This window comes from Polaromonas hydrogenivorans (assembly GCF_040105105.1).
In the GTDB taxonomy this organism is placed as follows: Bacteria; Pseudomonadota; Gammaproteobacteria; order Burkholderiales; family Burkholderiaceae_C; genus Polaromonas; species Polaromonas hydrogenivorans.
On record NZ_CP157675.1, the window covers coordinates 1932523 to 1955428 of the forward strand.

General features: G+C 63.5%; 21 protein-coding genes. 13 read left to right on the plus strand and 8 right to left on the minus strand.

Annotated elements, in window-relative coordinates:
- Window positions 1-33: 33 nt before the first annotated feature.
- Window positions 34-510, minus strand: a complete 477-nt coding sequence (locus ABLV49_RS09270) for a peroxiredoxin (RefSeq protein ID WP_011801620.1) — start codon at window positions 508-510, stop codon at window positions 34-36.
- A 129-nt stretch (window positions 511-639) separates the two neighbouring features.
- Window positions 640-1032: an Mth938-like domain-containing protein gene (locus tag ABLV49_RS09275; protein WP_349281300.1), complete on the minus strand. Its 393-nt coding sequence runs from the start codon at window positions 1030-1032 to the stop codon at window positions 640-642.
- Window positions 1033-1228: 196 nt separating this feature from the next.
- Here ABLV49_RS09275 and ABLV49_RS09280 point away from each other — a divergent pair, with 196 nt between their 5' ends.
- The 8 genes from ABLV49_RS09280 to clpB all read left to right on the plus strand — a co-directional run bounded on the left by ABLV49_RS09280 (window position 1229) and on the right by clpB (window position 10692).
- Window positions 1229-2452, plus strand: a complete 1224-nt coding sequence (locus ABLV49_RS09280; RefSeq protein ID WP_349281301.1) for a pyridoxal phosphate-dependent aminotransferase — start codon at window positions 1229-1231, stop codon at window positions 2450-2452.
- 89 nt (window positions 2453-2541) lie between these two features.
- Window positions 2542-3864: a homoserine dehydrogenase gene (locus ABLV49_RS09285; RefSeq protein WP_349281671.1), complete on the plus strand. Its 1323-nt coding sequence runs from the start codon at window positions 2542-2544 to the stop codon at window positions 3862-3864.
- Window positions 3864-5291 (plus strand): threonine synthase, encoded by a 1428-nt coding sequence (gene thrC / locus ABLV49_RS09290; RefSeq protein ID WP_349281302.1) that lies wholly within the window; start codon window positions 3864-3866, stop codon window positions 5289-5291. The genes ABLV49_RS09285 and thrC overlap by 1 nt, the downstream gene beginning before the upstream one ends.
- Before the next feature lie 78 nt (window positions 5292-5369).
- The gene (mobB, locus tag ABLV49_RS09295) at window positions 5370-5906 is read left to right on the plus strand and encodes a molybdopterin-guanine dinucleotide biosynthesis protein B (RefSeq protein ID WP_349281303.1); all 537 of its coding nucleotides are present in this window, start codon (window positions 5370-5372) and stop codon (window positions 5904-5906) included.
- Window positions 5907-5945: 39 nt separating this feature from the next.
- A complete protein-coding gene (locus tag ABLV49_RS09300) occupies window positions 5946-7205 on the plus strand; it encodes a molybdopterin molybdotransferase MoeA (protein WP_349281304.1) in 1260 nt (419 codons plus the stop codon).
- A 13-nt stretch (window positions 7206-7218) separates the two neighbouring features.
- On the plus strand, window positions 7219-7470 hold the full coding sequence (locus ABLV49_RS09305) for a MoaD/ThiS family protein (protein ID WP_349281305.1): 252 nt from the start codon (window positions 7219-7221) through the stop codon (window positions 7468-7470).
- 5 nt (window positions 7471-7475) lie between these two features.
- Complete coding sequence (gene moaE, locus ABLV49_RS09310) at window positions 7476-7949, plus strand: molybdopterin synthase catalytic subunit MoaE (protein WP_349281306.1); 474 nt, start codon at window positions 7476-7478, stop codon at window positions 7947-7949.
- Window positions 7950-8088: 139 nt separating this feature from the next.
- Window positions 8089-10692 (plus strand): ATP-dependent chaperone ClpB, encoded by a 2604-nt coding sequence (clpB, locus tag ABLV49_RS09315; protein ID WP_349281307.1) that lies wholly within the window; start codon window positions 8089-8091, stop codon window positions 10690-10692.
- Window positions 10693-10821: 129 nt separating this feature from the next.
- Here the strand turns inward: clpB and ABLV49_RS09320 are convergent, their stop codons facing one another.
- The 6 genes from ABLV49_RS09320 to ABLV49_RS09345 all read right to left on the minus strand — a co-directional run bounded on the left by ABLV49_RS09320 (window position 10822) and on the right by ABLV49_RS09345 (window position 14536).
- Window positions 10822-11217 (minus strand): type II toxin-antitoxin system death-on-curing family toxin, encoded by a 396-nt coding sequence (locus ABLV49_RS09320; protein ID WP_349281308.1) that lies wholly within the window; start codon window positions 11215-11217, stop codon window positions 10822-10824.
- Complete coding sequence (locus tag ABLV49_RS09325) at window positions 11214-11438, minus strand: AbrB/MazE/SpoVT family DNA-binding domain-containing protein (RefSeq protein WP_011801608.1); 225 nt, start codon at window positions 11436-11438, stop codon at window positions 11214-11216. The genes ABLV49_RS09320 and ABLV49_RS09325 overlap by 4 nt, the downstream gene beginning before the upstream one ends.
- 108 nt (window positions 11439-11546) lie before the next feature.
- Window positions 11547-11867 carry a chaperone modulator CbpM gene (locus ABLV49_RS09330; RefSeq protein WP_349281309.1) on the minus strand — a complete coding sequence of 107 codons (321 nt, stop codon included), beginning with the start codon at window positions 11865-11867 and terminating at the stop codon, window positions 11547-11549.
- The gene (locus ABLV49_RS09335) at window positions 11864-12841 is read right to left on the minus strand and encodes a DnaJ C-terminal domain-containing protein (RefSeq protein WP_349281310.1); all 978 of its coding nucleotides are present in this window, start codon (window positions 12839-12841) and stop codon (window positions 11864-11866) included. Before ABLV49_RS09335 ends, ABLV49_RS09330 begins: the two co-directional genes overlap by 4 nt.
- Before the next feature lie 106 nt (window positions 12842-12947).
- Window positions 12948-13451: a CreA family protein gene (locus ABLV49_RS09340; protein WP_349281311.1), complete on the minus strand. Its 504-nt coding sequence runs from the start codon at window positions 13449-13451 to the stop codon at window positions 12948-12950.
- A 242-nt stretch (window positions 13452-13693) separates the two neighbouring features.
- The gene (locus ABLV49_RS09345) at window positions 13694-14536 is read right to left on the minus strand and encodes an AraC family transcriptional regulator (protein WP_349281312.1); all 843 of its coding nucleotides are present in this window, start codon (window positions 14534-14536) and stop codon (window positions 13694-13696) included.
- Window positions 14537-14636: 100 nt separating this feature from the next.
- Here ABLV49_RS09345 and ABLV49_RS09350 point away from each other — a divergent pair, with 100 nt between their 5' ends.
- From ABLV49_RS09350 to ppk1, 5 genes are all read left to right on the plus strand, one after another.
- Window positions 14637-15872, plus strand: a complete 1236-nt coding sequence (locus ABLV49_RS09350; protein ID WP_349281313.1) for an MFS transporter — start codon at window positions 14637-14639, stop codon at window positions 15870-15872.
- A 93-nt stretch (window positions 15873-15965) separates the two neighbouring features.
- Window positions 15966-18428, plus strand: a complete 2463-nt coding sequence (locus ABLV49_RS09355) for a DUF3772 domain-containing protein (protein WP_349281314.1) — start codon at window positions 15966-15968, stop codon at window positions 18426-18428.
- Between the two features lie 111 nt (window positions 18429-18539).
- Entirely contained in the window at window positions 18540-18842 is a 303-nt protein-coding gene (locus tag ABLV49_RS09360) for a hypothetical protein (RefSeq protein ID WP_349281315.1), read from the plus strand.
- A gap of 71 nt (window positions 18843-18913) precedes the next feature.
- Window positions 18914-20608 carry a thiamine pyrophosphate-binding protein gene (locus ABLV49_RS09365; RefSeq protein WP_349281316.1) on the plus strand — a complete coding sequence of 565 codons (1695 nt, stop codon included), beginning with the start codon at window positions 18914-18916 and terminating at the stop codon, window positions 20606-20608.
- Between the two features lie 187 nt (window positions 20609-20795).
- Complete coding sequence (gene ppk1, locus ABLV49_RS09370) at window positions 20796-22901, plus strand: polyphosphate kinase 1 (RefSeq protein WP_349281317.1); 2106 nt, start codon at window positions 20796-20798, stop codon at window positions 22899-22901.
- The last annotated feature ends 5 nt before the right edge of the window (window positions 22902-22906 follow it).

Genomic DNA, 22906 nt, shown 5'->3' on the forward strand with positions numbered 1-22906 from the left:
ATGGCCGACTGGCAGACAGTTGCAAAGCAGATTTCAAATCTCTTTTTTAAGGCCTTTGACCGCTTTCAAGACCTCTTCCACATGGCCGGGAACCTTCAGGCCGCGCCACTCTTCCTTGAGCAGGCCGTCTGCGCCGACCAAAAAGGTGCTGCGCTCAATGCCCTTGACCTTTTTGCCGTACATGATCTTGTTTTTGACCACGCCGAACATATGGCACATTTTTTCTTCGGTGTCGGCAATCAACTCGAACGGAAGTTCGAGTTTCGACTTGAATTCGTCGTGCGATTTCATGTTGTCGCGCGATACGCCGAATACGGTGGCGCCCGCCTTGAGGAAATCCTTGTAGTGGTCACGAAACTGCATGGCTTCGGTGGTGCAGCCGGGCGTGTTATCTTTCGGGTAAAAAAACAGCACGACAACTTTGCCCAGATGCGTTTGGTTTGAAACTTTGAGGCCGCCGGTTGCGAGCGCTTCAAATTCGGGAAGAGGTTTATTGACGACGACTGCCATACTGAGGGGACCCTGACGAAAGTAGTTGTAATTAGCCGCGGCCTTTGCCAGTGAAGCCGGATGAGAATCGCTGGGTGCGGTGCCAAGTGCAACCCTATATTTTACTCTGAAAGGGATATCCTTTAGTGCTCAGGCGGCATCTGGCTCAATCAGCAGGGCTGCGATCACATGGCGACCCTCGCCCGCTAAAATGTTGTAAGTACGGCACGCGGCCAGCGTGTCCATGGTTTCAATACCAATTCGCTGCTCCATCAGGCCGCGCAAGAAGGCCGGCGGTGCAAACCGCAGGCGCTTGCCGCTGCCAAAAATCACCAACTCCGGCTTCAGGTTCGCCAGAACGGTAAAGTGCCCGGCGTCAAGTTGCTCAAAGCGGGTGCAATTCCAGGCAAATTTCTCGCCGCGCGAGCCAATGACAACGCTGTAGTCAATTTTTTCAGCAACGCCGTTGTTGCCGAGGCCAACCCATCCGGCGCCGTAGGCCAGAATGGATTGAACATCAAGGCGGTCTGGTTGAAGTTTCATGCGGTAGTCACAGTTTTGGGTTCATTCAAACAGCCGTCAGCCAGTGATTCCGGCCTGTTGCCAGGGATGAAAAATTCGTGTTTTATGTGGTCAAATTATAGATTCCGCCAAAATCTCCTGTAGCTGCGCTGCCTCTTTCCCCTTTGGCCGGTGCAGTTGGCGAAGCGGCTTTGCCTAACTCTTCAGAAAAAGCGACATGAAACCGATCACCAAGTCTGCCAAACTGGCCAATGTGCTTTACGACATCCGTGGTCCGATCATGGACGCGGCCAAGCAGATGGAGGAAGAGGGCCAAAAGCTCATCAAGCTCAATATAGGCAACCTTGCGGTGTTCGGTTTTGATGCGCCTGAAGAAGTCCAGCAGGACATGATCCGCAACCTGCCAGCGTCAGCCGGCTATTCGGACAGCAAGGGCATTTTTGCAGCGCGCAAGGCGGTGATGCACGAGACGCAAAAACAGGGCATCAAAGGTGTGATGCTGGACGATATCTACCTGGGCAACGGCGCCAGCGAACTGATCTCCATGGCCACCAATGCCCTGCTCGACAACGGCGACGAATTGCTGCTGCCTTCGCCCGATTACCCGCTATGGACCGCTTCCGTCAGCCTGGCCGGTGGCACGCCGGTCCACTACATGTGCGACGAGAGCAACGGCTGGATGCCCGATCTGGACGATATTCGCGCCAGGATCACGCCGCGTACCAAGGGCATCGTCGTCATCAATCCCAACAACCCGACCGGCGCGCTGTATTCCGACGAACTGCTCAAAAGCATCGTGGAGATTGCGCGTGAACACAATCTGGTGATTCTGGCCGACGAGGTCTATGACAAGGTGCTGTACGACGGCGTGAAGCACACGGCGCTGGCCAGCCTGTCCACCGACGTGCTGACGCTGACCTTCAATTCGCTCTCCAAGAGCTACCGTTCCTGCGGCTACCGCGCCGGCTGGCTGGTGGTGTCAGGACCGAAGAAGAGGGCGCAAGACTACATCGAAGGCTTGAACATGCTGGCCAACATGAAGCTGTGCTCCAACGTGCCCGGCCAGTGGGCCATCCAGACGGCTTTGGGCGGCTACCAGAGCATCAATGACCTGGTGGGCGAGGGCGGCCGGCTGCGGCGCCAGCGCGACCTGGCTTACGCACTGATCACCGCCATTCCGGGCGTCACCTGTGTCAAGCCGAGCGCGGCGCTCTATATGTTTCCCCGGCTTGATCCCGTGATTTACCCGATCACCGACGACCGGCAGTTTTTCCTTGAACTGCTCAAGGAAACCAAGGTCATGCTGGTGCAGGGCACCGGCTTCAATTGGGCCGCGCCCGACCATTTCCGGATCGTCTTCTTGCCGCATGAGGAAGACCTTCGCGAAGCAATCAACCGCATTGCCCTGTTTCTTCAGAAATACCGCAACAAGCTGATCTGAGCTTGAATTTCCCGCTGCCCGTTTTAACGAACAGCCAGCACCAACCACGACACGCAGGACTCCAGGTGAACCTAAAAACGACGACGAATTTGAGCCCGATCCGGGTAGGCCTTCTGGGCATCGGGACCGTGGGCAGCGGCACGTTCAATGTGCTCAAGCGCAACCAGGAAGAGATTCGCCGCCGCGCCGGTCGCGGCATCGAGATCACCATGGTCGCCGACCTCGATGTGGCGCGCGCCCAGGCCCTGGTGGGCGACGGCGTGCTGGTGGTGGACGATGCGCGCAAGGTGGTTGCCAGCCCGGACATCGACATCGTGATCGAACTCATCGGCGGCTACGGCATTGCCAAGGCCCTGGTGCTGGAGGCCATCGAGTCCGGCAAGCATGTGGTGACCGCCAACAAGGCGCTGCTCGCCGTGCATGGCACCGAGATTTTCGCCGCCGCCCAGCGCAAGGGCGTGATGGTTGCCTTTGAAGCGGCCGTGGCCGGCGGCATTCCGATCATCAAGGCGCTGCGCGAAGGCTTGAGTGCCAACAGCATCCAGTGGATTGCCGGCATCATCAACGGCACGACCAACTTCATCCTGTCCGAAATGCGCGACAAGGGGCTGGACTTCGACGTGGTGCTCAAGGAAGCGCAGAAGCTGGGCTATGCCGAGGCCGACCCGACCTTCGACATCGAAGGCGTGGACGCGGCGCACAAGGCGACCCTGATGAGCGCGATTGCGTTCGGCATTCCGGTGCAGTTCGACAAAGCTTACGTCGAGGGCATCACGAGCCTGGCCGCGCAGGACATCCGCTACGCCGAGCAACTCGGCTACCGCATCAAGCTGCTGGGCATCACCAAGCGCGTGGCGGGCGGCATCGAGTTGCGCGTACACCCCAGCCTGATTCCGGCCAAGCGCCTGCTGGCCAATGTCGAGGGCGCGATGAACGCCGTCGTCGTGCATGGCGACGCCGTCGGCACCACGCTGTACTACGGCAAGGGCGCCGGCAGCGAGCCGACCGCCAGTGCGGTGATTGCCGACCTGGTTGATATTTCCCGCCTGCACACCGCCGACCCCGAACACCGCGTGCCGCACCTGGCCTTCCAGCCCGACGAGATGAGCGACCTGGCCATCGTGCCGATGAGCGAAATCGTCACCAGCTACTACCTGCGCCTGAACGTGGCCGACGAGGCCGGCGTGCTCGCCAGCGTCACCGGCATTCTGGCCGAGGCCGGAATCAGCATTGACGCCGTGCTGCAGCGCGAAGCCGACGAAGTGGGCGGCGAAGGCTCGACCCAGACCGACCTGATCATCCTGACGCACGACTGCGTCGAGGCCAAAATGAACGAAGCTATCGCGCAGATGCAGGCGCTGCCGACCGTGCTGGCGCCGATTACCCGCATCCGCAAGGAGGAACTGGCCTGATGCATTACATCTCCACCCGCGCATCGTCCGGCAACGCGCCCGAGCGCAAGCGCTTTTGCGAAATCCTGCTCGAAGGCCTGGCGCCCGACGGCGGCCTGTACCTGCCCGAATACTATCCGCAGGTCAGCGACGCCACGCTCACCCAATGGCGTGGCTTGTCCTATGCCGAGCTGGCGTTTGAAGTGCTGTCGCTCTACATCGACGACATTCCCGCCGCTGACCTGAAGGCGATCTGCGACAAGACCTACACCGAAGAAGTCTTTGGCACGCAGGAAATCGTCCCGCTGCGCCCGCTGGAAAGCGGTCTGTACCTCGAAGCCCTGTCCAACGGCCCGACGCTGGCCTTCAAGGACATGGCCATGCAGCTGCTGGGCAACCTGTTCGAGTACGAACTGGCGCGGCGCGGCGAGGAACTCAACATCCTGGGCGCGACCAGCGGTGACACCGGCAGCGCGGCCGAATACGCCATGCGCGGCAAAAAAGGTGTGCGCGTTTTCATGACCTCGCCGGCCGGTCGCATGAGCCCGTTCCAGCAGGCGCAGATGTTCAGCCTGAAGGATGAAAACATCCACAACATCGCCATTGAAGGCGTGTTCGACGACTGCCAGGACATCGTCAAGGCGGTGTCCAACGACCTGGCGTTCAAGCGCCAGTACAAGATCGGTACGGTTAATTCGATCAACTGGGCGCGGCTGATGGCGCAGGTGGTGTATTACTTCGCCGGTTATTTCCAGGCGACGAAGTCGAATGCCGAAAAGGTCAGTTTCACCGTGCCTTCGGGCAATTTCGGCAATGTCTGCGCCGGCCACGTGGCGCGCAGCATGGGCCTGCCGATTGACAAACTGGTGGTCGCCACCAACGAAAACGACGTGCTCGACGAGTTCTTCCGCACCGGCATCTACCGGGTTCGGACCAGCGCCGACACGCACGAGACCTCCAGCCCGTCGATGGACATTTCCAAGGCGTCGAACTTCGAGCGCTTCGTGTTTGACCTGCTGGGACGTGACGGCGGCAAGACACGTTCGCTGTTCCATGACCAGATTGCCAGCCAGGGCAGCTTCGAGTTGGGTGCAGACCCGGCCTTTGCCATGGCGGCGGAGCGCTACGGCTTTGTCAGCGGCAAGAGCACCCACGCCGACCGGCTGGCGACGATTCGCGACACGTACCAGCGCTTCGGCACCATGATCGACACCCATACCGCCGACGGCGTGAAGGTGGCGCGCGAGCATGTCCAGCCGGGCGTGCCGATGATCGTGCTCGAAACCGCCTTGCCGATCAAGTTTGCCGCCACGATTGAAGAGGCGCTGGGCCAGCCGCCGGCGCGTCCTGCACGGTTCGAAGGCATCGAAGCCTTGCCCAAGCGCGTGAAGCTGCTGCCGGCCGATGCGGCGGTCATCAAGCGCTACATTGCCGAAAATGTGCATTAAATCAGGCTTTTTCGCTTATTCCACGGGCGCAAGCAGCTATTGTTTCAATAGCAGTTTGCCCTGTCGGAAAACCGACGCATGAACGTGGTCGGATTTGCCGGCTACTCGGGCTCGGGCAAAACCACGCTGGTTGAAAAGCTGATTCCGGCCCTCAGGCTGCGCGGCCTGCGGGTGTCGGTCGTCAAGCATGCGCATCACAAATTTGACATCGACCATCCCGGCAAGGACACGTTTCGCCACCGTGAAGCCGGCGCTTTCGAGGTTGTCGTGGCCTCAACCCACCGGCTGGCGCTGATGCGCGAGTTCGAGCAGCCTGCCCAACTCACGGTGCACCACCTGATTGCCGAGTTGTACGAGGGCGTTGACTGGGTGCTGGTCGAAGGCTTCAAGGACAGCGATTTGCTGAAGATCGAGGTCTGGCGTGCGTCGTCGGGCAAGCCGACGCGCTACAGGGAAGACGATTTCGTCATTGCCATTGCCACCGATTCACCCGGCCAGTTGCCCGAAGCGACCTTGCGTCCGGTGCTGGATTTGAACGATGCCGATGCCGTGGCCGATTTCCTGGTCAACAATCAGGATCGCTTTCATTATTCGTTCGAAGACCGTCCCGGCTGAGCCGTTTCAAGCCGTTTCTCCTGTTTCGGATACCTCGCCATGAGTTCAGTTTTACCTTCTTCTTCAGCAACTGCACGGCCTGAACGCGCGCCCCTGAAGCCACTCGACCTGGCGCTGGCCGAGTTGCTGGCCTTTGCCATGCCGCTGGCGCCCGCCGAGAACGTCTCGACCTTTGATGCCGATGGCCGGGTGCTGGCGCAAGACCTGCTGTCCGGGCTGGACGTGCCGGCGCACGACAACAGCTCGATGGATGGCTATGCCGTGCGCTGCGCCGACTGGGCGGGTGCCGATACGCTCTTGCAGGTCAACCAGCGCATTCCGGCTGGCAGCAGCGGCCACTTGCTGGCGCCGGCTTCGGCGGCGCGGATTTTCACCGGCGCACCGATTCCGCCTGGCGCCGATGCGGTGGTGATGCAGGAAGACTGCGACGCGGTCGATGGCGGCGTTCGGATACGAGCGCAACCTCGGCCCGGCCAGTGGATTCGCCGGCGCGGTGAAGATGTCGCGGCTGGCGAAGTGGTGCTGCACTCTGGCGAGCGCTTGAGCCCGGCGTCGCTGGGGCTGGCCGCCAGCATCGGCTTTGGCAGGCTGCAGGTCGCGCCACGCGTTCGGGTGGCGTTGTTTTCCACCGGCGACGAACTGGTCATGCCCGGCGAGGTGGCGCCTGCCGACATGAAGCCAGGTGCGATTTACAACTCCAACCGGTTCTTCCTGCGGGCCTTGCTGCAGCGCCTGGGCTGCACCGTGACCGACCTGGGCATCGTGCCCGACCGGCTGGACGCGACGATTGCGGCCCTGAAAGGCGCCAGCGAACAGCATGACCTGATCCTGACCAGCGGCGGCGTGTCGGTCGGTGAGGAAGACCACATCAAGCCGGCCGTGCAGGCGCTGGGCCAGCTCAATTTGTGGCACCTCGCCATGAAGCCGGGCAAGCCGTTTGCCTACGGAAAGATAGCCGCCGCCCATTTTCTGGGCCTGCCGGGCAACCCGGTGTCCAGCTTCGTGACTTTCCTGCTGCTGGTGCGACCCTTCATTCTCAAGCTGCAGGGGGCGACTGCTATTGCTCCTGAATCAATAGCACTACCCGCCCATTTTGATTGCGCAAAAGCCGATAAACGCCGTGAATTCCTGCGTGTCAGGCTGAATGCGGCGGGCGGGCTCGAACTGTTCGGCAACCAGAGTTCGGGCGTGTTGACCTCTGCGGTCTGGGGCGACGGGCTGGTGGACAACCCGGCGGGCCAGACCATTGCCCATGGCGATACCGTGCGTTTCATGCCGTTTTCGGCGCTGCTGTCGTGAAGACTTTTTCCCTATGAACGTCACCATCAAATACTTTGCCTCGATTCGCGAAGCCATCGGGCAGGGCAGCGAATCGCGCGAAACCTCGGCCCTGACGCTGGCCGGCTTGCGCGATGAACTGCTCGCCGCCAGCCCGCAGCATGCGGCCAGCCTGGCGCGCGGCAGGGCGGTTCGCATGGCGGTCAACCAGGTCATGCGCGATGAAACGGCGCTGCTGGCAGACGGCTGTGAAGTCGCCTTTTTCCCCCCCGTGACCGGAGGCTGAACCCCATGACGACACGCGTCACGATCCAGACCGGCGACTTCAACCTGGCCGACGAGGTTGACGCACTGCGCCAGGGCGACAAGCGCGTCGGCGCGGTCTGCACCTTCACCGGCACCGTGCGCGACCGCAATGACGGCTTGACTGTCAGCAGCATGGAGCTGGAGCATTACCCCGGCATGACCGAAAAAGCCATTGAGGCGATGATTGACGAGGCCACCCGGCGCTTTGATATTTTCGCCGCCCGGGTGATTCACCGGGTCGGGCTGCTCCAGCCGCTCGACCAGGTGGTGATGGTCGCCGTCACGTCGGCGCACCGGGGCGAAAGCTTCAGGGCCTGCGAATTTCTGATGGACTACCTCAAGACCCAGGCGCCGTTCTGGAAAAAGGAAGAAACGCCAGAGGGCGCGCGCTGGGTCGATGCGCGCGTCAGCGACGATGTTGCGCTGGCCAAATGGGGCATTCGCGCTTCAAACGCTTGAGCAGCAAGCGCCCAGGTTTGACCTTGATCAAGCCTCGCGCCGGTCCCTACGGGTTTGCGGCGCCAGCGCTGCTTGTAAAGCTGCGCAAAAGCCCCAAGATTCTCACGGTCAAACTTCAACAAGTTCCACCGGAGATTTCATGCGACAAGACAAACTCACCACCAAGTTCCAGGAAGCCCTGAGCGACGCCCAGTCGCTGGCGCTGGGCAACGACAACGGCTATATCGAGCCGGCGCACCTGCTGGCGGCGATGCTGCGCCAGGAAGACGGTCCGCGCGCGCTGCTGGAGCGGGCCGGCGTCAACGTCAATGGCTTGATGCAGGCGGCCGATGCAGCGGTCAAGAAACTGCCGCAGGTGCAGGGCCAGGACCAGATCCAGGTCGGTCCCGAACTGGCCAAGCTGCTGCAGGCGACCGAAAAGGAATCCATCAAGCGCAATGACCAGTTCATCGCCGGCGAGCTGTTTTTGCTCGCCCTGACCGACAGCAAGGCCGACGTGGGCAAGATTGCCCGCGAAAACGGCCTGACCCGCAAGGCGCTGGAAGCGGCGATTGACGCCGTGCGCGGTGGCCAGAATGTCAACAGCGCTGATGCCGAAGGCCAGCGCGAAGCCCTGAAGAAATACTGCATGGACCTGACCGAGCGCGCCCGCCTGGGCAAGCTTGACCCGGTGATCGGCCGCGACGATGAAATCCGCCGCGCCATCCAGGTCTTGCAGCGCCGCACCAAGAACAACCCGGTGCTGATCGGCGAGCCCGGCGTCGGCAAGACCGCCATCGTCGAGGGCCTGGCGCAGCGCATCGTCGCCGGCGAGGTGCCCGATTCGCTCAAGGGCAAGCGCGTGCTGGCGCTCGACATGGCCGCTTTGGTGGCCGGCGCCAAGTTTCGCGGCGAATTCGAGGAGCGCCTGAAAACCGTGCTCAATGAACTGGCCAAGGAAGAAGGCCAGACCATCGTCTTCATCGACGAGCTGCACACCATGGTCGGTGCCGGCAAGGCCGAAGGCGCGATGGACGCGGGCAACATGCTCAAGCCTGCCTTGGCGCGCGGCGAGCTGCACTGCGTCGGCGCCACCACGCTCGACGAATACCGCAAGTACATTGAAAAAGACGCCGCGCTGGAGCGCCGCTTCCAGAAAATCCTGGTCGGCGAGCCGTCGGTGGAAGCGACCATTGCCATCCTGCGCGGGCTGAAGGAAAAGTACGAGCTGCACCACGGCGTGCAGATCACCGACCCGGCCATCGTTGCCGCCGCCGAACTGAGCCACCGCTACATCACTGACCGCTTTTTGCCCGACAAGGCGATTGACCTGATTGATGAAGCGGCCAGCAAGATTAGCATCGAGCGTGACTCCAAGCCCGAAGTGATGGACAAGCTCGACCGCCGCCTGATCCAGCTGCAGATCGAGCGCGAAGCCGTGCGCCGCGAAAAGGACGAAGCCTCGCAAAAGCGCTTTGGCCTGATCGAGGAAGAAATTGGCAAGCTGCAAAAGGAAATTTCCGACCTGGATGAAATCTGGCAGGCCGAGAAAGCCCAGGCGCTGGGCTCCAAGGACGTGATGGAAGAGATTGACCGCATCCGCTTCCAGATTGAGGAATTCACCCGCAAGGGCGACTTCAACAAGGTGGCCGAGCTGCAATACGGCAAGCTGCCCGAGCTGGAAAAACGCCTGAAGCAGGCCCAGGCGACCGAGGCGAACAAGGGGCCGGACAGTGCCCCCAAGCTGCTGCGCACGCAAGTCGGCGCTGAAGAAATCGCCGAAGTCGTGGCCCGTTCCACCGGCATTCCGGTCAGCAAACTGATGCAGGGCGAGCGCGACAAGCTGCTGCAGATGGAAGGCAAGCTGCACGAGCGCGTGGTGGGGCAGGCAGAAGCCATAGGCGCAGTGGCCAACGCGATTCGCCGCTCGCGCTCGGGCCTCTCGGACCCGAACCGGCCAACGGGTTCATTCCTGTTCCTCGGCCCCACGGGCGTCGGCAAGACCGAGCTGTGCAAGGCGCTGGCCGGCTTTCTGTTCGACAGCGAAGACCACTTGGTCCGCATCGACATGAGCGAGTTCATGGAAAAGCATTCGGTCGCCCGCCTGATCGGCGCGCCTCCCGGCTATGTCGGCTACGAGGAGGGCGGCTACCTGACCGAAGCGGTGCGCCGCAAGCCTTACAGCGTGCTGCTGCTCGACGAGGTCGAAAAAGCCCATCCAGACGTGTTCAACGTGCTGCTGCAGGTGCTCGATGATGGCCGGCTGACCGATGGCCAGGGGCGCACGGTCGATTTCAAGAACACCGTGATCGTCATGACCAGCAACATCGGCTCGCCCATCATCCAGTCGATGGTCGGCCAGCCGTATGAGGAGATCAAGGACGCGGTGACGGACGAGCTGAAAAACTACTTCCGCCCCGAGTTCTTGAACCGCATCGACGAGACGGTCGTGTTCCACGCGCTCGACGCGAAGAACATCGAGTCGATTGCCCGCATCCAGCTCAAGGTGCTCCTGGCCCGCCTGGCCAAGATGGACCTGGTGCTGGACGTGTCGGAAGCGGCGATTGGCGAGCTGGCCAAGGTCGGGTTTGACCCGGTGTTCGGCGCGCGGCCCCTGAAGCGCGCGATTCAGCAGCGCATTGAAAACCCGCTGTCCAGACTGCTGCTGGAAGGCCGCTTTCCGCCCAAGAGCACCATTCACGTCGATGTGGACCCGATCCTCAATCCGGGCGTGTTCAACTTTGGCGAGGCGCAGCCGGCCTGATCCGCGCAGCTTGCAGCTATCTGATTGATAGCTGCAAGCGCCCGCGCTGATTGCGCAAAAGGTATATTTGATGCTTGAAAGCTACCAAAACCCGCTCCGGCCAAAGACGGATGCGGGTTTTTTGCGTGATCAGCGTGCCGCCGCATGCCTGCGCAGCCAGGCGGCAAACTCGCTTTCGGTGATTTCGCCGGAGGCCACGGCGAACATGGTGATCGTCGCGTCGGCTTGCGATGCGTTTAAACGGTAGCCATTGAGGTAGAGAAACAAGCCGGTGGCCAAGAAGGCAGCGCGTTTGTTGTCATCAACAAAAGGATGGTTTTTGGCCAGCCCCACGGTGTAGCTGGCTGCGAGTGCAGCGAAATCCGGTGCTTCGTCCTGGCTGGCGTAGGCCAGCAAGTTGAGCGGCCGGCCCAGCGCCGAGTCCAGCAATCCTTCGTCTCGCAACCCTGTCGCACCGCCATGCTCAGCCAGGCTTTCGCCGTGCAGCAGCAGCAGCGATGACTTGCTGACCCAGCGCCAGGTCATTTGGCGAGCTGATGGAAGGTGTCGCGGAAATCGCGCATGAAGGCGCGGCCCGCAGTGATTTCCTCTTCCAGTGCCGGGTCATAAGGTGTGAGTGTGTAGCCGTCCGGCGTCTCGGTCAGAAACACGGTTTCACCCTTGCCAAGTTTCAGTCGGGCAAGTGCTTCCTTGGGCAATACCACCCCCACGGAGTTGCCGATTTGGGTCAGTTTGAGGATATGCATGATCGTCCCTTGTTATTACAGACGTAATACTAAACGGCATGCAAGGAGGCGTCAAATACTCGCTTGGCCGGTCGGAGCCCGCTCGCGGCTGCGCCAAGGCGGCGGTTTTTACTTGCCCTCAAACAGGCGCAGGCGCGTGCGGATGCTGTCCAGCTCATCGAGCAGCTCCAGCGCCAGCGCGGCGCCGGCCAGGTTCACGCCGAGGTCGCTTTCCAGGCGTAGCGCCACGCGGGCGCGCTGGAGTTGCAAGCCGGTAAAGCGCCAGTCATCAGGCGCATGGCCGACGGGCGCGAGCACGCCTTCGTTGACCATCTCAATGATCCGGTCGGCCTGCGCGGCACAGGCGCGGCACAGGTCGTCCAGGCTAAGTCCGGTTTGCTCTTCAAGGATCAGTCCGGTGATGCTTACAAGTTGAAAGTCCGTTGTCATGGCTGGCCTTCCAGTTTTTCGCGTGGTTTGAAGGCATTGAACTGCTTGGCCATGCCTTCATAAAACGATTTGGCGCTGTCGGTGCCGGCGCCAGGCACGACGATTTGCAGCACGAAATAAAAGTCGCCCGGCGTGCTGCCCGGCAGGCCGCGACTCTTGAGCCGCAGCTTGCGGCCAGCGGCCGAGCCTGCGGGGACGGTGACTTCAACGCGTCCGGTCGGCGTTGGCGCCTCGACTGCGGCGCCCAGCGCGGCCTCCCAGGGGGCGATGGGCAGGTCGCAGTAAACATCGTGCTTGTCCACCCGGTAGAGCCGGTGCGGCCTGAATTCCACGTCGAGGTACAGGTCGCCCGCGCCGCCCTGGCCCGTGCCCGGCCCGCCCTGGCCAGCCAGGCGGATGTGTTGGCCGGCCCGGATGCCCTTGGGAACGCCAAAGCTGATCTGGTGCTCGCGGTAGGTCACATGGCCCTGGCTGTCCATCTCGGGCACGCGCAGGCTGAGCGTGCGGGTGGCGCCACTGTAGGCGTCTTCCAGGTCGATCTGTATCTTGGCGTGGCGGTCTTCACCGGGGGCGCTGAAGCTGGTGCGCTGGCCGCCGCCGCGTGCGCCGGTGGTGGAAAATCCCTTGCGGAACAGCGTTTCAAAGAAGTCGCTGTAGTCGCCCGAGTCATCGCTCTTGAAGTCCCACTGCGCCCCCCGGCCGGCATGCTCGGCGCCGGCGTTCCATTCCGGCGGCGGGCGGAAATCCTGGCCTTCTTTCCAGTTGGGGCCGAGCTGGTCGTAGGCGGTGCGCTTTTCCGGGTCTTTCAGGACTTCGTAGGCTTCGCCCAGTTCCTTGAAACGCGCCTCGGCATTTTTTTCCTTGCTGACATCGGGATGGTATTTGCGCGACAGCTTGCGGTAGGCGCGCTTGATGTCGTCAGGTGTTGCGTCGCGGGCCAGGCCCATGACGGTGTAGTAATCCTTGAATTCCATGAAGGCCTTCCAAAAGCAAATGCATGCTAAGCGGAACGATAGCGTAAATCGTTGCCGTTTTCACTGCTCTGGATCAACTGGGCTTGTAGGCCTTTGGCTTGCCACGCTACTTCACCGGGATGACCGTTGCGGCCGGCACAGGGACGGCGGTGACGCTGTTTTGCGGCGACCCCTCGATCAGGCGGTCTGAATAGGTCAGGTAGATCAGCGTGTTGCGCTTGGCGTCCACCATGCGCACCACGCGCAGCTTCTTGAAAACCAGCGAGATGCGCTCGCTGAACATCTCTTCCTGCTTGTCCAGCGGCTTGGCGAAGCTGATGACGCCGGTCTGGCGGCAGGCAATCGAGGCATCGGACTTGTCCTCGGCCAGGCCCAGCGCGCCCTTGATGCCGCCGGTCTTGGCGCGCGAGACGTAGCAGGTCACGCCGGTCACTTTCGGGTCGTCATAGGCATCGACGACGATCTTGTGGTCGGGGCCGATGAACTTGAAGACGGTATCGACGGCGCCCACTTCCTCGGCGCTGGACAGGCCGCAGCCGCTCAGGAGGAGGGCGGCAGCAAGCGCATAGTGCCGGAATGGGATGAGCGAGGGGGTGGTGAATGCGTTCATGGGGAGTCCTTGAAAAGGCGGCCAGGCAGGTAGGAATGCTGGAGCCGGGCCTCTAATGTACAAAGCCCCGCCTTGCCCGTTTTAGGGCAACCGGTTTGAGCGCGTCATGCGGCTGCTCAGGCGGTGGGTTTGGGGCGTGTGGCCAAAAAAACTTGATTAAAATAGGATTTTGCGCAATACCCGTGTGCGTAAGTAGCTATAAATTAAATAGCAAATCCGGTTAGCGTTACCTTAGGGCTACCTTAGCCTTTGGCATGGAACTGGCTTGGCGGCTGGCCCATCGCGGCCTTGAACATGGCCGAAAACGCGCTTTCGCTGGCGTAGCCGCTGGCCGCCGCCACGGCGCCGACCGGCTGGCCGCGTGCCAGCATCGGCAGGGCATGCGCCAGGATGGCCTGCTGGCGCCACTGCTGGTAGCTCAGGCCGAGCTGGTCGCGAAACAGCCGCGCCACCGTGCGTTCGCTGGCGCCGATGTCGGCCGCCCAGCCGGCCAGCGTGGCCCGCTCGGACGGCGCCCGCAGCACCGCTTCGCACAAGGCGCGCAGGCGCTTGTCGCCGCTGTCCGGATGGGGCATGGGCACGCCCAGCGCCTGGATGTCGGCATGGGTGATTTCGTCGAGCACCAGCGCGCTGAGCCATTGCAGGCGTGCTTCGCTCAGGGGCTGGCCGCTGCCGTCATCGAGCGAATGGACCAGCTCGCGCAGCAGCGGCGACACCACCAGCACGCGGCAACCCTGCCAGCCTGGCGGCGTTGCGCTGGCATCAATGTAGAGGGTGCGCAGTTCGGCGGCTTCGCGCACCGTGATGTGGTGCCGCGCGCCCGGCGCGATCCAGACCGCCCGCGATGGTGGAATGATGTAGGTGATTTCGTCGGCCTGGGCCTGGTCGGGCCGGGTCTGCTCGGCCGTGACCTGCACGACGCCGGTGGTGCAGTAGGCCAGCTGCGCCCAGGCGTGCGTATGCGGCTCCACATGCGTATCGGCCGCCATTGAACGCGACCGAACCCGCACCGGACGCTGCGGGCTGGGCGTGAACGGGTCGGTGTCGCCCAGGGAAATCAAAAGAAGGCGGCTGTTGCGGGTCATGGAAGAAGGATGAGGGCTAAAAAACGTGATTGTCCGGTATTCGATGAAACATGGCTTTTTGTCGCATTTCAGAATCTGCAGCCACTACTACGATAGCGCCATGACTACTTCAAGCACCTTGAGCCGGCCCGCTGGCGCCGTTCCCCTGCGCAACGATGCCGGCGTGATCGGCCTGGTCGGGCTGGCGCATCTGATCAGCCATTTCAGCCAGTTGCTGCTGGCGCCGCTGTTTCCGTGGCTCAAGGAGGCCTTCAGCGTCAGCTATGCCGAGTTGGGTTTTTTGATGACGATTTTCTTTGTCGTCTCGTGCGCGGTGCAGGCGCTGTCGGGCTTTGTGGTGGACCGTTTCGGCCCGCGCCCGATCCTGTTTGGCGGCCTGGCCTTGCTGGGCGTGGCGGCTTTCGGCTATTCAATCAGCACCAGCTACTGGATGCTGGCCGGCTTCGCGGTGGTCGGCGGCATGGGCAACGGCGTGTTTCACCCGGTGGACTACACGCTGCTGAACCGCAAGGTCAGCGCGTCGCGGCTGGGTCACGCCTACAGCGTGCACGGCATCACCGGCAGCCTGGGCTGGGCGCTGGCGCCGGCGCTGGTGGTCGGCCTGACGTTTGTCTTTTCCTGGCGCGTGGCGCTGGCGGCCGCGGGCGTGCTGACGTTCGCCGTGCTGGCGGTCCTGCTGCTGAACCGGGACACGCTGGCGCTGAAGGTGGCGGCGCCGGCCAGCGGCGCGGCCAAGGTTCAGGGCGGGCTGGACTTCCTGAAGATTCCAGCCGTGTGGATGTGCTTTACCTTTTTCTTCTGGTTTGCGATTGTGCTCAGCGTGGTGCAGGCCTTTGCGCCCGAGGCCGCGCGGCAGCTGCATGGCGTGCCGCAGTCGCTGGTGGCGATGTGCCTGACGATCTACATGGTCTGCAGCGCCGGCGGCATGGTGCTGGGCGGCTTCCTGGCATCTGACCCGTCGCGCTGCGAGCGCATCGTCGGCGCGGGCATGGGGCTGGCTGCGCTGGTGGCCTTGATTCTGGCGCTGGGCAGCCTGTCGCCCTGGATGGTGCCGGTCCTGTTTGGCGTGATGGGGTTTGCCGCCGGCATCGCCGGGCCGTCGCGCGATTTGCTGGTCAAGCGCTCGACGCCTGAAAACGCCTCGGGCCGGGTGTATGGCGTGGTCTATGCCGGGCTGGATATCGGCCAGGCGGTGTCGCCGCTGATTTTCGGCGCGCTGATGGACCATGGCCAATACCGTGGCGTGCTGCTGGGACTGGCCTTGATGCAGGGCGTGCTGATTGCCAGCGCCTTCAACGTGCGGCGCGTGCGCCGCACCGCCCTGGCAACGGCCTGAAACCAGCGCCTGAAAAAAGCCGCCGCTGGCGGGCCTCTATGATGGCGGTCCCCTTGACTCCGGCTTGCCGCCTAGCTGCGGTGCAGTTTTTTCATGCGCATTGGCCTGCCACGATTTCGCGATTTACCTTTTTGCCGGCCTGATTTTTTTCTGGGGCTGCCGGGCCTCGCCCGCGCGCCGCGCTGCGTGATCATCGGTCTGCTGCTGATGCTGGCCGCACTGTGCGCCCAGGCCCAGCCCGGAGACGTGGACACCTCGCTGGACACGGTGCGCCTGCAGATTGAGAACGCGCGAAAAACCCTCGATGACCCGCCCAAGGACGTGGCCGAACTGCTGCCCCTGCGCGCCCAGGTGCTGGACGCCGGCACCCAGGCCGAGGCGGCGGCCGCGCTGCTGGCGCCGCAATTGGCCAGCGTCCAGGCACGGCTCGATGAACTCGGGCCGCTCTTGCCCGGACAGGTCGAGGCGCGCGACGTGGCCGGCCTGCGCAAGCAGCTGAACAAGACCCGCGCCCAACTCGATGCCCAGCTCAAGCGGGCCAGGCTGCTGGCCGTCGAGAGCGAGCAGACGGCCGGGGAAATCTCGGCACTGCGGCGCTCCGAATTCCAGGCGCGGCTGGGCGAGCGCACTTCCTCGATCCTGAGCAGCCTGTTCTGGTCTGAATTAAGGACGGATCTGCCCGGCGATGCGCAGCGTGCCGGCCGGCTGTTCGATGGGCTGGCCATGGCGGCCCGGGCCAGCGGCGCCTGGGTCTGGTCCAGCGTGGGCCTGGTCTTGCTGGTGCTGCTGGGCCTGCATGCGTGGGCCGGCCATGCGCTCCTGCGGCTGACGACCACCCGCGTGCCGCCGGGCCGCCTGCGCCGCTCGCTGCATGCCTGGACACGGGTACTGCTGCCCACAGCCACCGCCGGACTGATGGCCGAGGCGGTTTACCTCGGGCTGGTCTGGGTCGCGCCCTTGCCGGATGCGGTGGCGCCACTCATGAGCCGGCTGGCCGGCGTCATCTGTTTTGGCGGCTACGTCGTGGGCCTGGGCCATGCCTTGCTGCTGCCGGCGCGTCCGTCCTGGCGGCTGCTGCCGCTGCCGGACGTGCTGGCGCTGAAACTGCGCTGGCTGCCGCCCCTGCTGGCGCTGCTGATGGTGCTGACCTGGGCGGTCGTGCAGCTGAGCGCCCAGATCAATGCCAGCCTGGTCACCACGGTGGCGGCCGACTGCATCGTCGCGCTGGTCATGGTGATGCTCATTGCGCTGGGTCTTGCGCAAAGCGATTTTGCGCGCCGGCAGGCCCTGGCTGCGCCCGAGTCGGCCGCCAGTTGGCCGCCAAGCCCGCTGTGGCTGACCAGCGTCGTCAGTCTGGCCTGGGCGGGCGTGGCCGTCAGCCTGCTGGCGCTGCTGCTCGGCTATGTGGCGCTGGGCAGTTTTCTGGTCCACCAGATGGCCTGGATCGCGGTCGTGCTGGGCTCGGCCTACTTGTTGGCGGTGTTGATCGACGATGCTTTCATCACGCTGCTGAGCCCGCCTGCCACTGCCGCTGGTGCGCCTGAGGCGGCGGGCGCGGCGGCCGAACAGCCGGCAAGCCCATTTTTCAAGGTCCGCCGGCAGGCCGCCGTGCTGCTGTCGGGCGTGGGCCGCCTGCTGGTGGTGGCGCTCACGCTGATGCTGTTGCTGGCGCCGTTTGGCGAAGGCCCTTCAGAGTTGTTCCAGCGCGCCGACAAGCTGCATCAGGGGGTTTCGATTGGCGAGTTCCAGATTCGCCCGATGTCGGTGCTGCAGGCCCTGACGGTGATCGGCCTGTGCCTGCTGGTGGTGCGCATCGTCAGGCGCTGGCTGAAGGAAGACTATCTGCCCACCACCTCGCTCGACGCCGGCATGCAGGCCTGGACGGCCACGCTGTTTGCCTATGCCGGCAACCTGCTGGCCTTGTCGCTGGGCCTGGCCGCCGTCGGCATCGGGCTGGAGCGCATTGCCTGGGTGGCCAGCGCGCTGTCGGTGGGCATCGGTTTTGGCCTGCAGGCGGTGGTGCAGAATTTTGTCTCGGGCCTCATCATGCTGGCCGAAAAGCCGGTCAAGGTCGGCGACTGGGTGTCGCTGGGCGGCATCGAGGGCGACATCCGGCGCATCAATGTGCGCGCGACCGAAATCCAGATGGGCGACCGCTCCACCGTGATCGTTCCGAATTCGGAGTTCATCACCAAGACCGTGCGCAATGTCACCCACGCCAATCCGCTGGGGCTGGTCAAAATTTTGCTGCCGGTGCCGCTGGCCGCCGATGCCGACCAGGTGCGCAGCCTGATTTTGGAAATCTTCGAGGCGCATGCAGATGTGCTGAAAACGCCCGAACCCGGCGTGCAGCTCGACAGCATCGACAGCGGCGCCGGCATGGTGTTTAACGCCACAGCATTCGTCAACTCGCCGCGCATGGCTTATGGCGTGCGCAGCGCCTTGATGTTCAATGTGCTCAGGCGGCTGCGCGAGGCCGGCATTTCGCTGGTCAAGCCGGCCGGCCTGGTGCTCAGGGAGGCGAGTGAACGCGCGCCGGAGCCGCCCGCGCAGTGAGCGGGCAGGCCGGCTTCGCTGTCCAGGTTATTGCACTGGCGCTTGCGCAGGCGTACATTGACCTGTAGAGAAGGCGCGGCGCAAACGATTTTTTAACTTCAGGAGACTTCAATGACCGCATCCAGAACACCCCCCGCCAACGACTTTGTCCGCTGGGTCGAGGAAAAATCAGACGCCGTCATGGCTGATCTGGCGGACAAGTTCCCGCCCGCGACCAGCGGACCCGAGGCGATTCATGCCGAGACCTTTACCCAACGCATCGAGGAAGTCCTGCTCGGGCACGAGGCGCCCGATGACGCGCTGCTCGAAGAACTCGCCGCGCTGGAAGACGCGCCGCCGCTGAGCGATGAGGAACTGGCCCGGCAGGCGCTGGAATCGGGCGGCGGCGACGCCGACCCGGCCACGCCCGAATAAGCGGGGCGCCACCTCATTTCGAGACGGCGGCCACCGTTCGGCACGGCAGAGGGCAGGGCACAATAAAGCGCATGACCCAACAACTTGCCGGCCATCTTCTTGTTGACTGCCTCCTGGCCCAGGGCGTCACCCATGCATTCGGCGTTCCGGGCGAAAGCTACCTGGCGGTGCTTGATGGCCTGCATGCGCGCCGGGACCAGATCCGCTTCATCACCTGCCGCCAGGAGGGCGGCGCCGCCTTCATGGCCGAAGCCCACGGCAAGCTGACCGGCCGCCCCGGCGTGTGCATGGTCACGCGCGGGCCGGGCGCGACCAACGCCTCCATCGGCGTGCACACGGCGTTCCAGGACTCAACGCCGATGGTGCTGCTGGTCGGCGACGTGGCCAGCGACTGCCGCGACCGCGAAGCCTTCCAGGAAGTGGACTATTCGAGCTTTTTCGGCCCCAGTACCAAGGGCTTTGCCAAGCGCGTCGAGCGCATCGACGACGCCGACCGCATCCCTGAATACGTGGCGCGCGCCTTTGCCACGGCGATGAACGGCCGGCCCGGCCCGGTGGTGCTGGTGCTGCCCGAGGACATGCTGACGCGCATGACCGCTGCCCAGCCGCTGCCGAGGGTGGAAGCGGTGCAGGCCTGGAGCGACCCCGGCGCCCTGCGCACGCTGCGCGAGATGCTGCTGGCGTCAAAGCAGCCGCTGGTCATTGCCGGCGGCGGCGGCTGGACGCCGCAGTCGGCGCAGGCCTTGCAGCGCTTTGCCGAAAACTGGAAGCTGCCGGTCGGCAACGCCTTTCGCTTCCAGGACACCTTTGACAACCACCACCCGCTGTATGCCGGCGATGTCGGCATTGGCTTGAGTCCGAAACTCGCCGCGCGCGTCAAGGCCAGCGACCTGATCATCGCCATCGGCCCGCGCCTGGGCGAAATGACGACCGGCAACTACACGCTGATCGAGGCGCCCCGGCCTAAGCAGAAACTGGTGCATATCCACGCCAGCGCCGAGGAACTCAACCGCGTGTTCCAGGCCGACCTGGCGATCAACGCCACCATGAATGCCGCCGCGCGTTCGCTCGAAGTCTTGAGCGCGCCGGTGTCGGTGCCGTGGGAAGCCTGGACGGCGTCGGCCAACGCCGACTACCTGGCCAACCTGGTGCCGCAAGCCTTGCCGGGCGACATCGACATGCCGGCCATCGTCGGCCTGCTGCAGCGCTATCTTCCGGCGGATGCCGTGCTGACCAATGGCGCGGGCAATTTCGCCAGCTGGATTCACCGTTTTTTCAAGCACCACGGGCTGGCAAAAGGCCACAAGACGCAGCTGGCGCCCACCGTCGGCGCGATGGGCTACGGCGTGCCGGCCGGCATCGCCGCCGCCATCACGACCGGGCGCGTGGCCTTCACGATTGCCGGCGACGGCGACTTCCTGATGAACGGCCAGGAACTGGCCACGGCCGTTCAGCACGGCGCCAAAAGCATCATCGTGCTGCTCAACAACGGCATGTACGGCACCATCCGCATGCACCAGGAAAAGCAGTATCCGCAGCATGAAAGCGGCTCGCGCCTGAACAACCCGGACTTTGCCGCGCTGGCGCGCGCCTACGGCTATGCCGGCGTGCGCATCACCCGCACGGAAGAATTCGAGGCCGAACTGCTGGCCGCGCTGGCCCGGCCCGAAGGCACGCTGATCGAGGTGACACTGGACCCGGAAGTCATCACCACGCGCGCCACGCTGTCATCCATCACGCAGGGCGCGCTGAAACAAAAGCTATAAAAATAATAGCTGCTTGTGCACGCCCATGTTGCGCAAACGGCATTTTTTACTTAAAAACCAACTGGGAAGGCGCCGCTTCAACTTGCAAACCCCCGATGACAGGCGCACCATCGGGGCCGCTGACTGTCACACGCCTGTCATCAAAGCCAGCAACACTAGGGCTTATTTTTTTTAATACCAAAGACCTGTGTTGTTGATTCCTGAACCGACCGTTGCACTGATTCCCGACACTGTGCCCATCAAGTTTCTTGACCGCGACCACAGCATCCTCGCCTTCAACGAGCGCGTGCTTGACTGGGCGCGGCGCGTGGACGTGCCGCTGCTGGAGCGGCTGCGCTTTTTGTGCATCGTGTCGTCCAACCTGGACGAGTTTTTTGAAGTGCGGGCGGTTTCCCACCTGACGGCGGCGCAGAACAACGAGCAAAAGGGCACTTACTCGGTCGCCTCGTTCAAGACGCTCTCGGGCATTGCCCATGACATGGTGGCGCGCCAGTACGCGCTGTACAACGACGAGCTGCTGCCGGCGTTTGCCAAGCACGGCATCCGCATCGTCTCGCACGGCGAGCGCAGCACGGCGCAGCGGCGCTGGGTCAAGGCCTACTTTGAACGTGCGGTGCGCCCGCTCTTGATTCCGGTCGGGCTCGACCCGTCGCACCCGTTTCCGCAGGTCGCCAACAAGTCGCTGAACTTCATCGTCCGCCTGGGCGGGCGCGACGCCTTCGGGCGCGAGAACGAAATCGCCATCGTCAAGGTGCCGCGCGTGCTGCCGCGCCTGATCCACATGCCCAGCCGGGGGGCTGAAAAGGGCAACAAGCTGTTCCTCTCGCTGTCCAGCGTGATCCGGGCGCATCTGGTGGACCTGTTCGCGGGCCGCAAGGTCGGCGAGTTTTCGCAGTTCCGCGTGACCCGGCATTCCGACCTGGAAGTCGATGAGGACGACGTGAAGAACCTGCGCACCGCCCTGCGCCTGGGGCTGGAGCAGCGCCACTACGGCCAGGCGGTCCGGCTGGAAGTGTCGGCCGGCTGCTCCGAGTATCTGTCGGGCTTTTTGCTCAAGCAGTTCAACCTGCCGGCGCAGGCGCTGTACCGGGTGCCTGGCCCGGTCAACCTGGTGCGGCTGACGCAGCTGGTCGATCTGGTCAACGACCCCAAGCTGCTGTTCCCGCGCTACAAGGCCTGCTATCCGAAGCAGCTTCAGCCCGGCCAGTCATTTTTCGAGCGCCTGCGGCAGGGCGACGTGTCGATTCACCAGCCTTTCGAAAGCTTCGACGGCGTGCTGGATTTTCTGCGCGAGGCGGTCAACGACCCCTCGGTGCTGGCGATCAAGCAGACCATTTACCGCACCGGACCGGACTCCGAGCTGATGCTGCTGCTGCGCGAGGCGGTGCGGCGCGGCAAGGAAGTCATGGTGGTGGTCGAGCTGAAGGCGCGCTTTGATGAAGAGGCCAACATCAATTGGGCCGAGATGCTCGAATCCATAGGCGCGCAGGTGGTCTATGGCGTGATGGGCCTGAAGACGCATGCCAAGATGCTGCTGGTCACCCGGCGCGAAGGCCGGCGACTGGTGCGCTATGCCCACCTGTCCACCGGCAACTACAACCCGGGCACGGCCCGCCTGTACACCGACGTGAGCTACCTCACGGCCGACCCGCTGCTGACCTCGGACATCGACCATGTGTTCGTGCACCTGGCCAGCCACAGCCGCCTGCCCAAGCTGCACCACCTGCTGCTGGCGCCGTTTCAGCTGCAGCGCAAGCTGATCGAAAAGATCGACGCTCTGGCCCAGGCCGCGCTGCAGGGCAAGGACACGCGCATCGTGATCAAGACCAATGCCCTGACCGATGAAGACCTGATGCGGGCGCTGGTCAAGGCCGGGCAGTGCGGCGTCAGCATTGACCTGATCGTGCGCGGCGCCTGCATGCTGCCGGCCCAGGTGCCCGGCGTGACCGACAACATCCGGGTGCGTTCGGTGATTGGCCGTTTCCTGGAGCATTCGCGCGTGTTTTACTTTCGCAGCGGCGGTGACGAAACGCTGTACCTGTCGAGCGCCGACTGGATGAACCGCAACATGCTGCGCCGGGTCGAACTGGCCTGGCCGGTGACTGACCCGGTGATTCGCCAGCGCCTCATCGACGAATGCCTGGTCGCCTACCTGCACGACGGGCGCGACGCCTGGGATTTGCAGCCCGATGGCACCTATGTGCTGGTGAAGCCGGCGGATCCGGCACAGCGCCATGGCGCGCAGTCCGCGCTGATGGCGCGCTATTCGGCTTTGAAACCACGCGAAAGGTAGTCAAT

Excerpts from the sequence above, each read along its gene's own strand:
- ABLV49_RS09270 (WP_011801620.1), bottom strand. The coding sequence starts at position 510 with ATGGCAGTCGTCGTCAATAAACCTCTTCCCGAATTTGAAGCGCTCGCA.
- ABLV49_RS09275 (WP_349281300.1), bottom strand. The coding sequence starts at position 1,032 with ATGAAACTTCAACCAGACCGCCTTGATGTTCAATCCATTCTGGCCTAC.
- ABLV49_RS09280 (WP_349281301.1), top strand. The coding sequence starts at position 1,229 with ATGAAACCGATCACCAAGTCTGCCAAACTGGCCAATGTGCTTTACGAC.
- thrC (WP_349281302.1), top strand. The coding sequence starts at position 3,864 with ATGCATTACATCTCCACCCGCGCATCGTCCGGCAACGCGCCCGAGCGC.
- mobB (WP_349281303.1), top strand. The coding sequence starts at position 5,370 with ATGAACGTGGTCGGATTTGCCGGCTACTCGGGCTCGGGCAAAACCACG.
- ABLV49_RS09300 (WP_349281304.1), top strand. The coding sequence starts at position 5,946 with ATGAGTTCAGTTTTACCTTCTTCTTCAGCAACTGCACGGCCTGAACGC.
- ABLV49_RS09305 (WP_349281305.1), top strand. The coding sequence starts at position 7,219 with ATGAACGTCACCATCAAATACTTTGCCTCGATTCGCGAAGCCATCGGG.
- moaE (WP_349281306.1), top strand. The coding sequence starts at position 7,476 with ATGACGACACGCGTCACGATCCAGACCGGCGACTTCAACCTGGCCGAC.
- clpB (WP_349281307.1), top strand. The coding sequence starts at position 8,089 with ATGCGACAAGACAAACTCACCACCAAGTTCCAGGAAGCCCTGAGCGAC.
- ABLV49_RS09320 (WP_349281308.1), bottom strand. The coding sequence starts at position 11,217 with ATGACCTGGCGCTGGGTCAGCAAGTCATCGCTGCTGCTGCTGCACGGC.
- ABLV49_RS09325 (WP_011801608.1), bottom strand. The coding sequence starts at position 11,438 with ATGCATATCCTCAAACTGACCCAAATCGGCAACTCCGTGGGGGTGGTA.
- ABLV49_RS09330 (WP_349281309.1), bottom strand. The coding sequence starts at position 11,867 with ATGACAACGGACTTTCAACTTGTAAGCATCACCGGACTGATCCTTGAA.
- ABLV49_RS09335 (WP_349281310.1), bottom strand. The coding sequence starts at position 12,841 with ATGGAATTCAAGGATTACTACACCGTCATGGGCCTGGCCCGCGACGCA.
- ABLV49_RS09340 (WP_349281311.1), bottom strand. The coding sequence starts at position 13,451 with ATGAACGCATTCACCACCCCCTCGCTCATCCCATTCCGGCACTATGCG.
- ABLV49_RS09345 (WP_349281312.1), bottom strand. The coding sequence starts at position 14,536 with ATGACCCGCAACAGCCGCCTTCTTTTGATTTCCCTGGGCGACACCGAC.
- ABLV49_RS09350 (WP_349281313.1), top strand. The coding sequence starts at position 14,637 with ATGACTACTTCAAGCACCTTGAGCCGGCCCGCTGGCGCCGTTCCCCTG.
- ABLV49_RS09355 (WP_349281314.1), top strand. The coding sequence starts at position 15,966 with ATGCGCATTGGCCTGCCACGATTTCGCGATTTACCTTTTTGCCGGCCT.
- ABLV49_RS09360 (WP_349281315.1), top strand. The coding sequence starts at position 18,540 with ATGACCGCATCCAGAACACCCCCCGCCAACGACTTTGTCCGCTGGGTC.
- ABLV49_RS09365 (WP_349281316.1), top strand. The coding sequence starts at position 18,914 with ATGACCCAACAACTTGCCGGCCATCTTCTTGTTGACTGCCTCCTGGCC.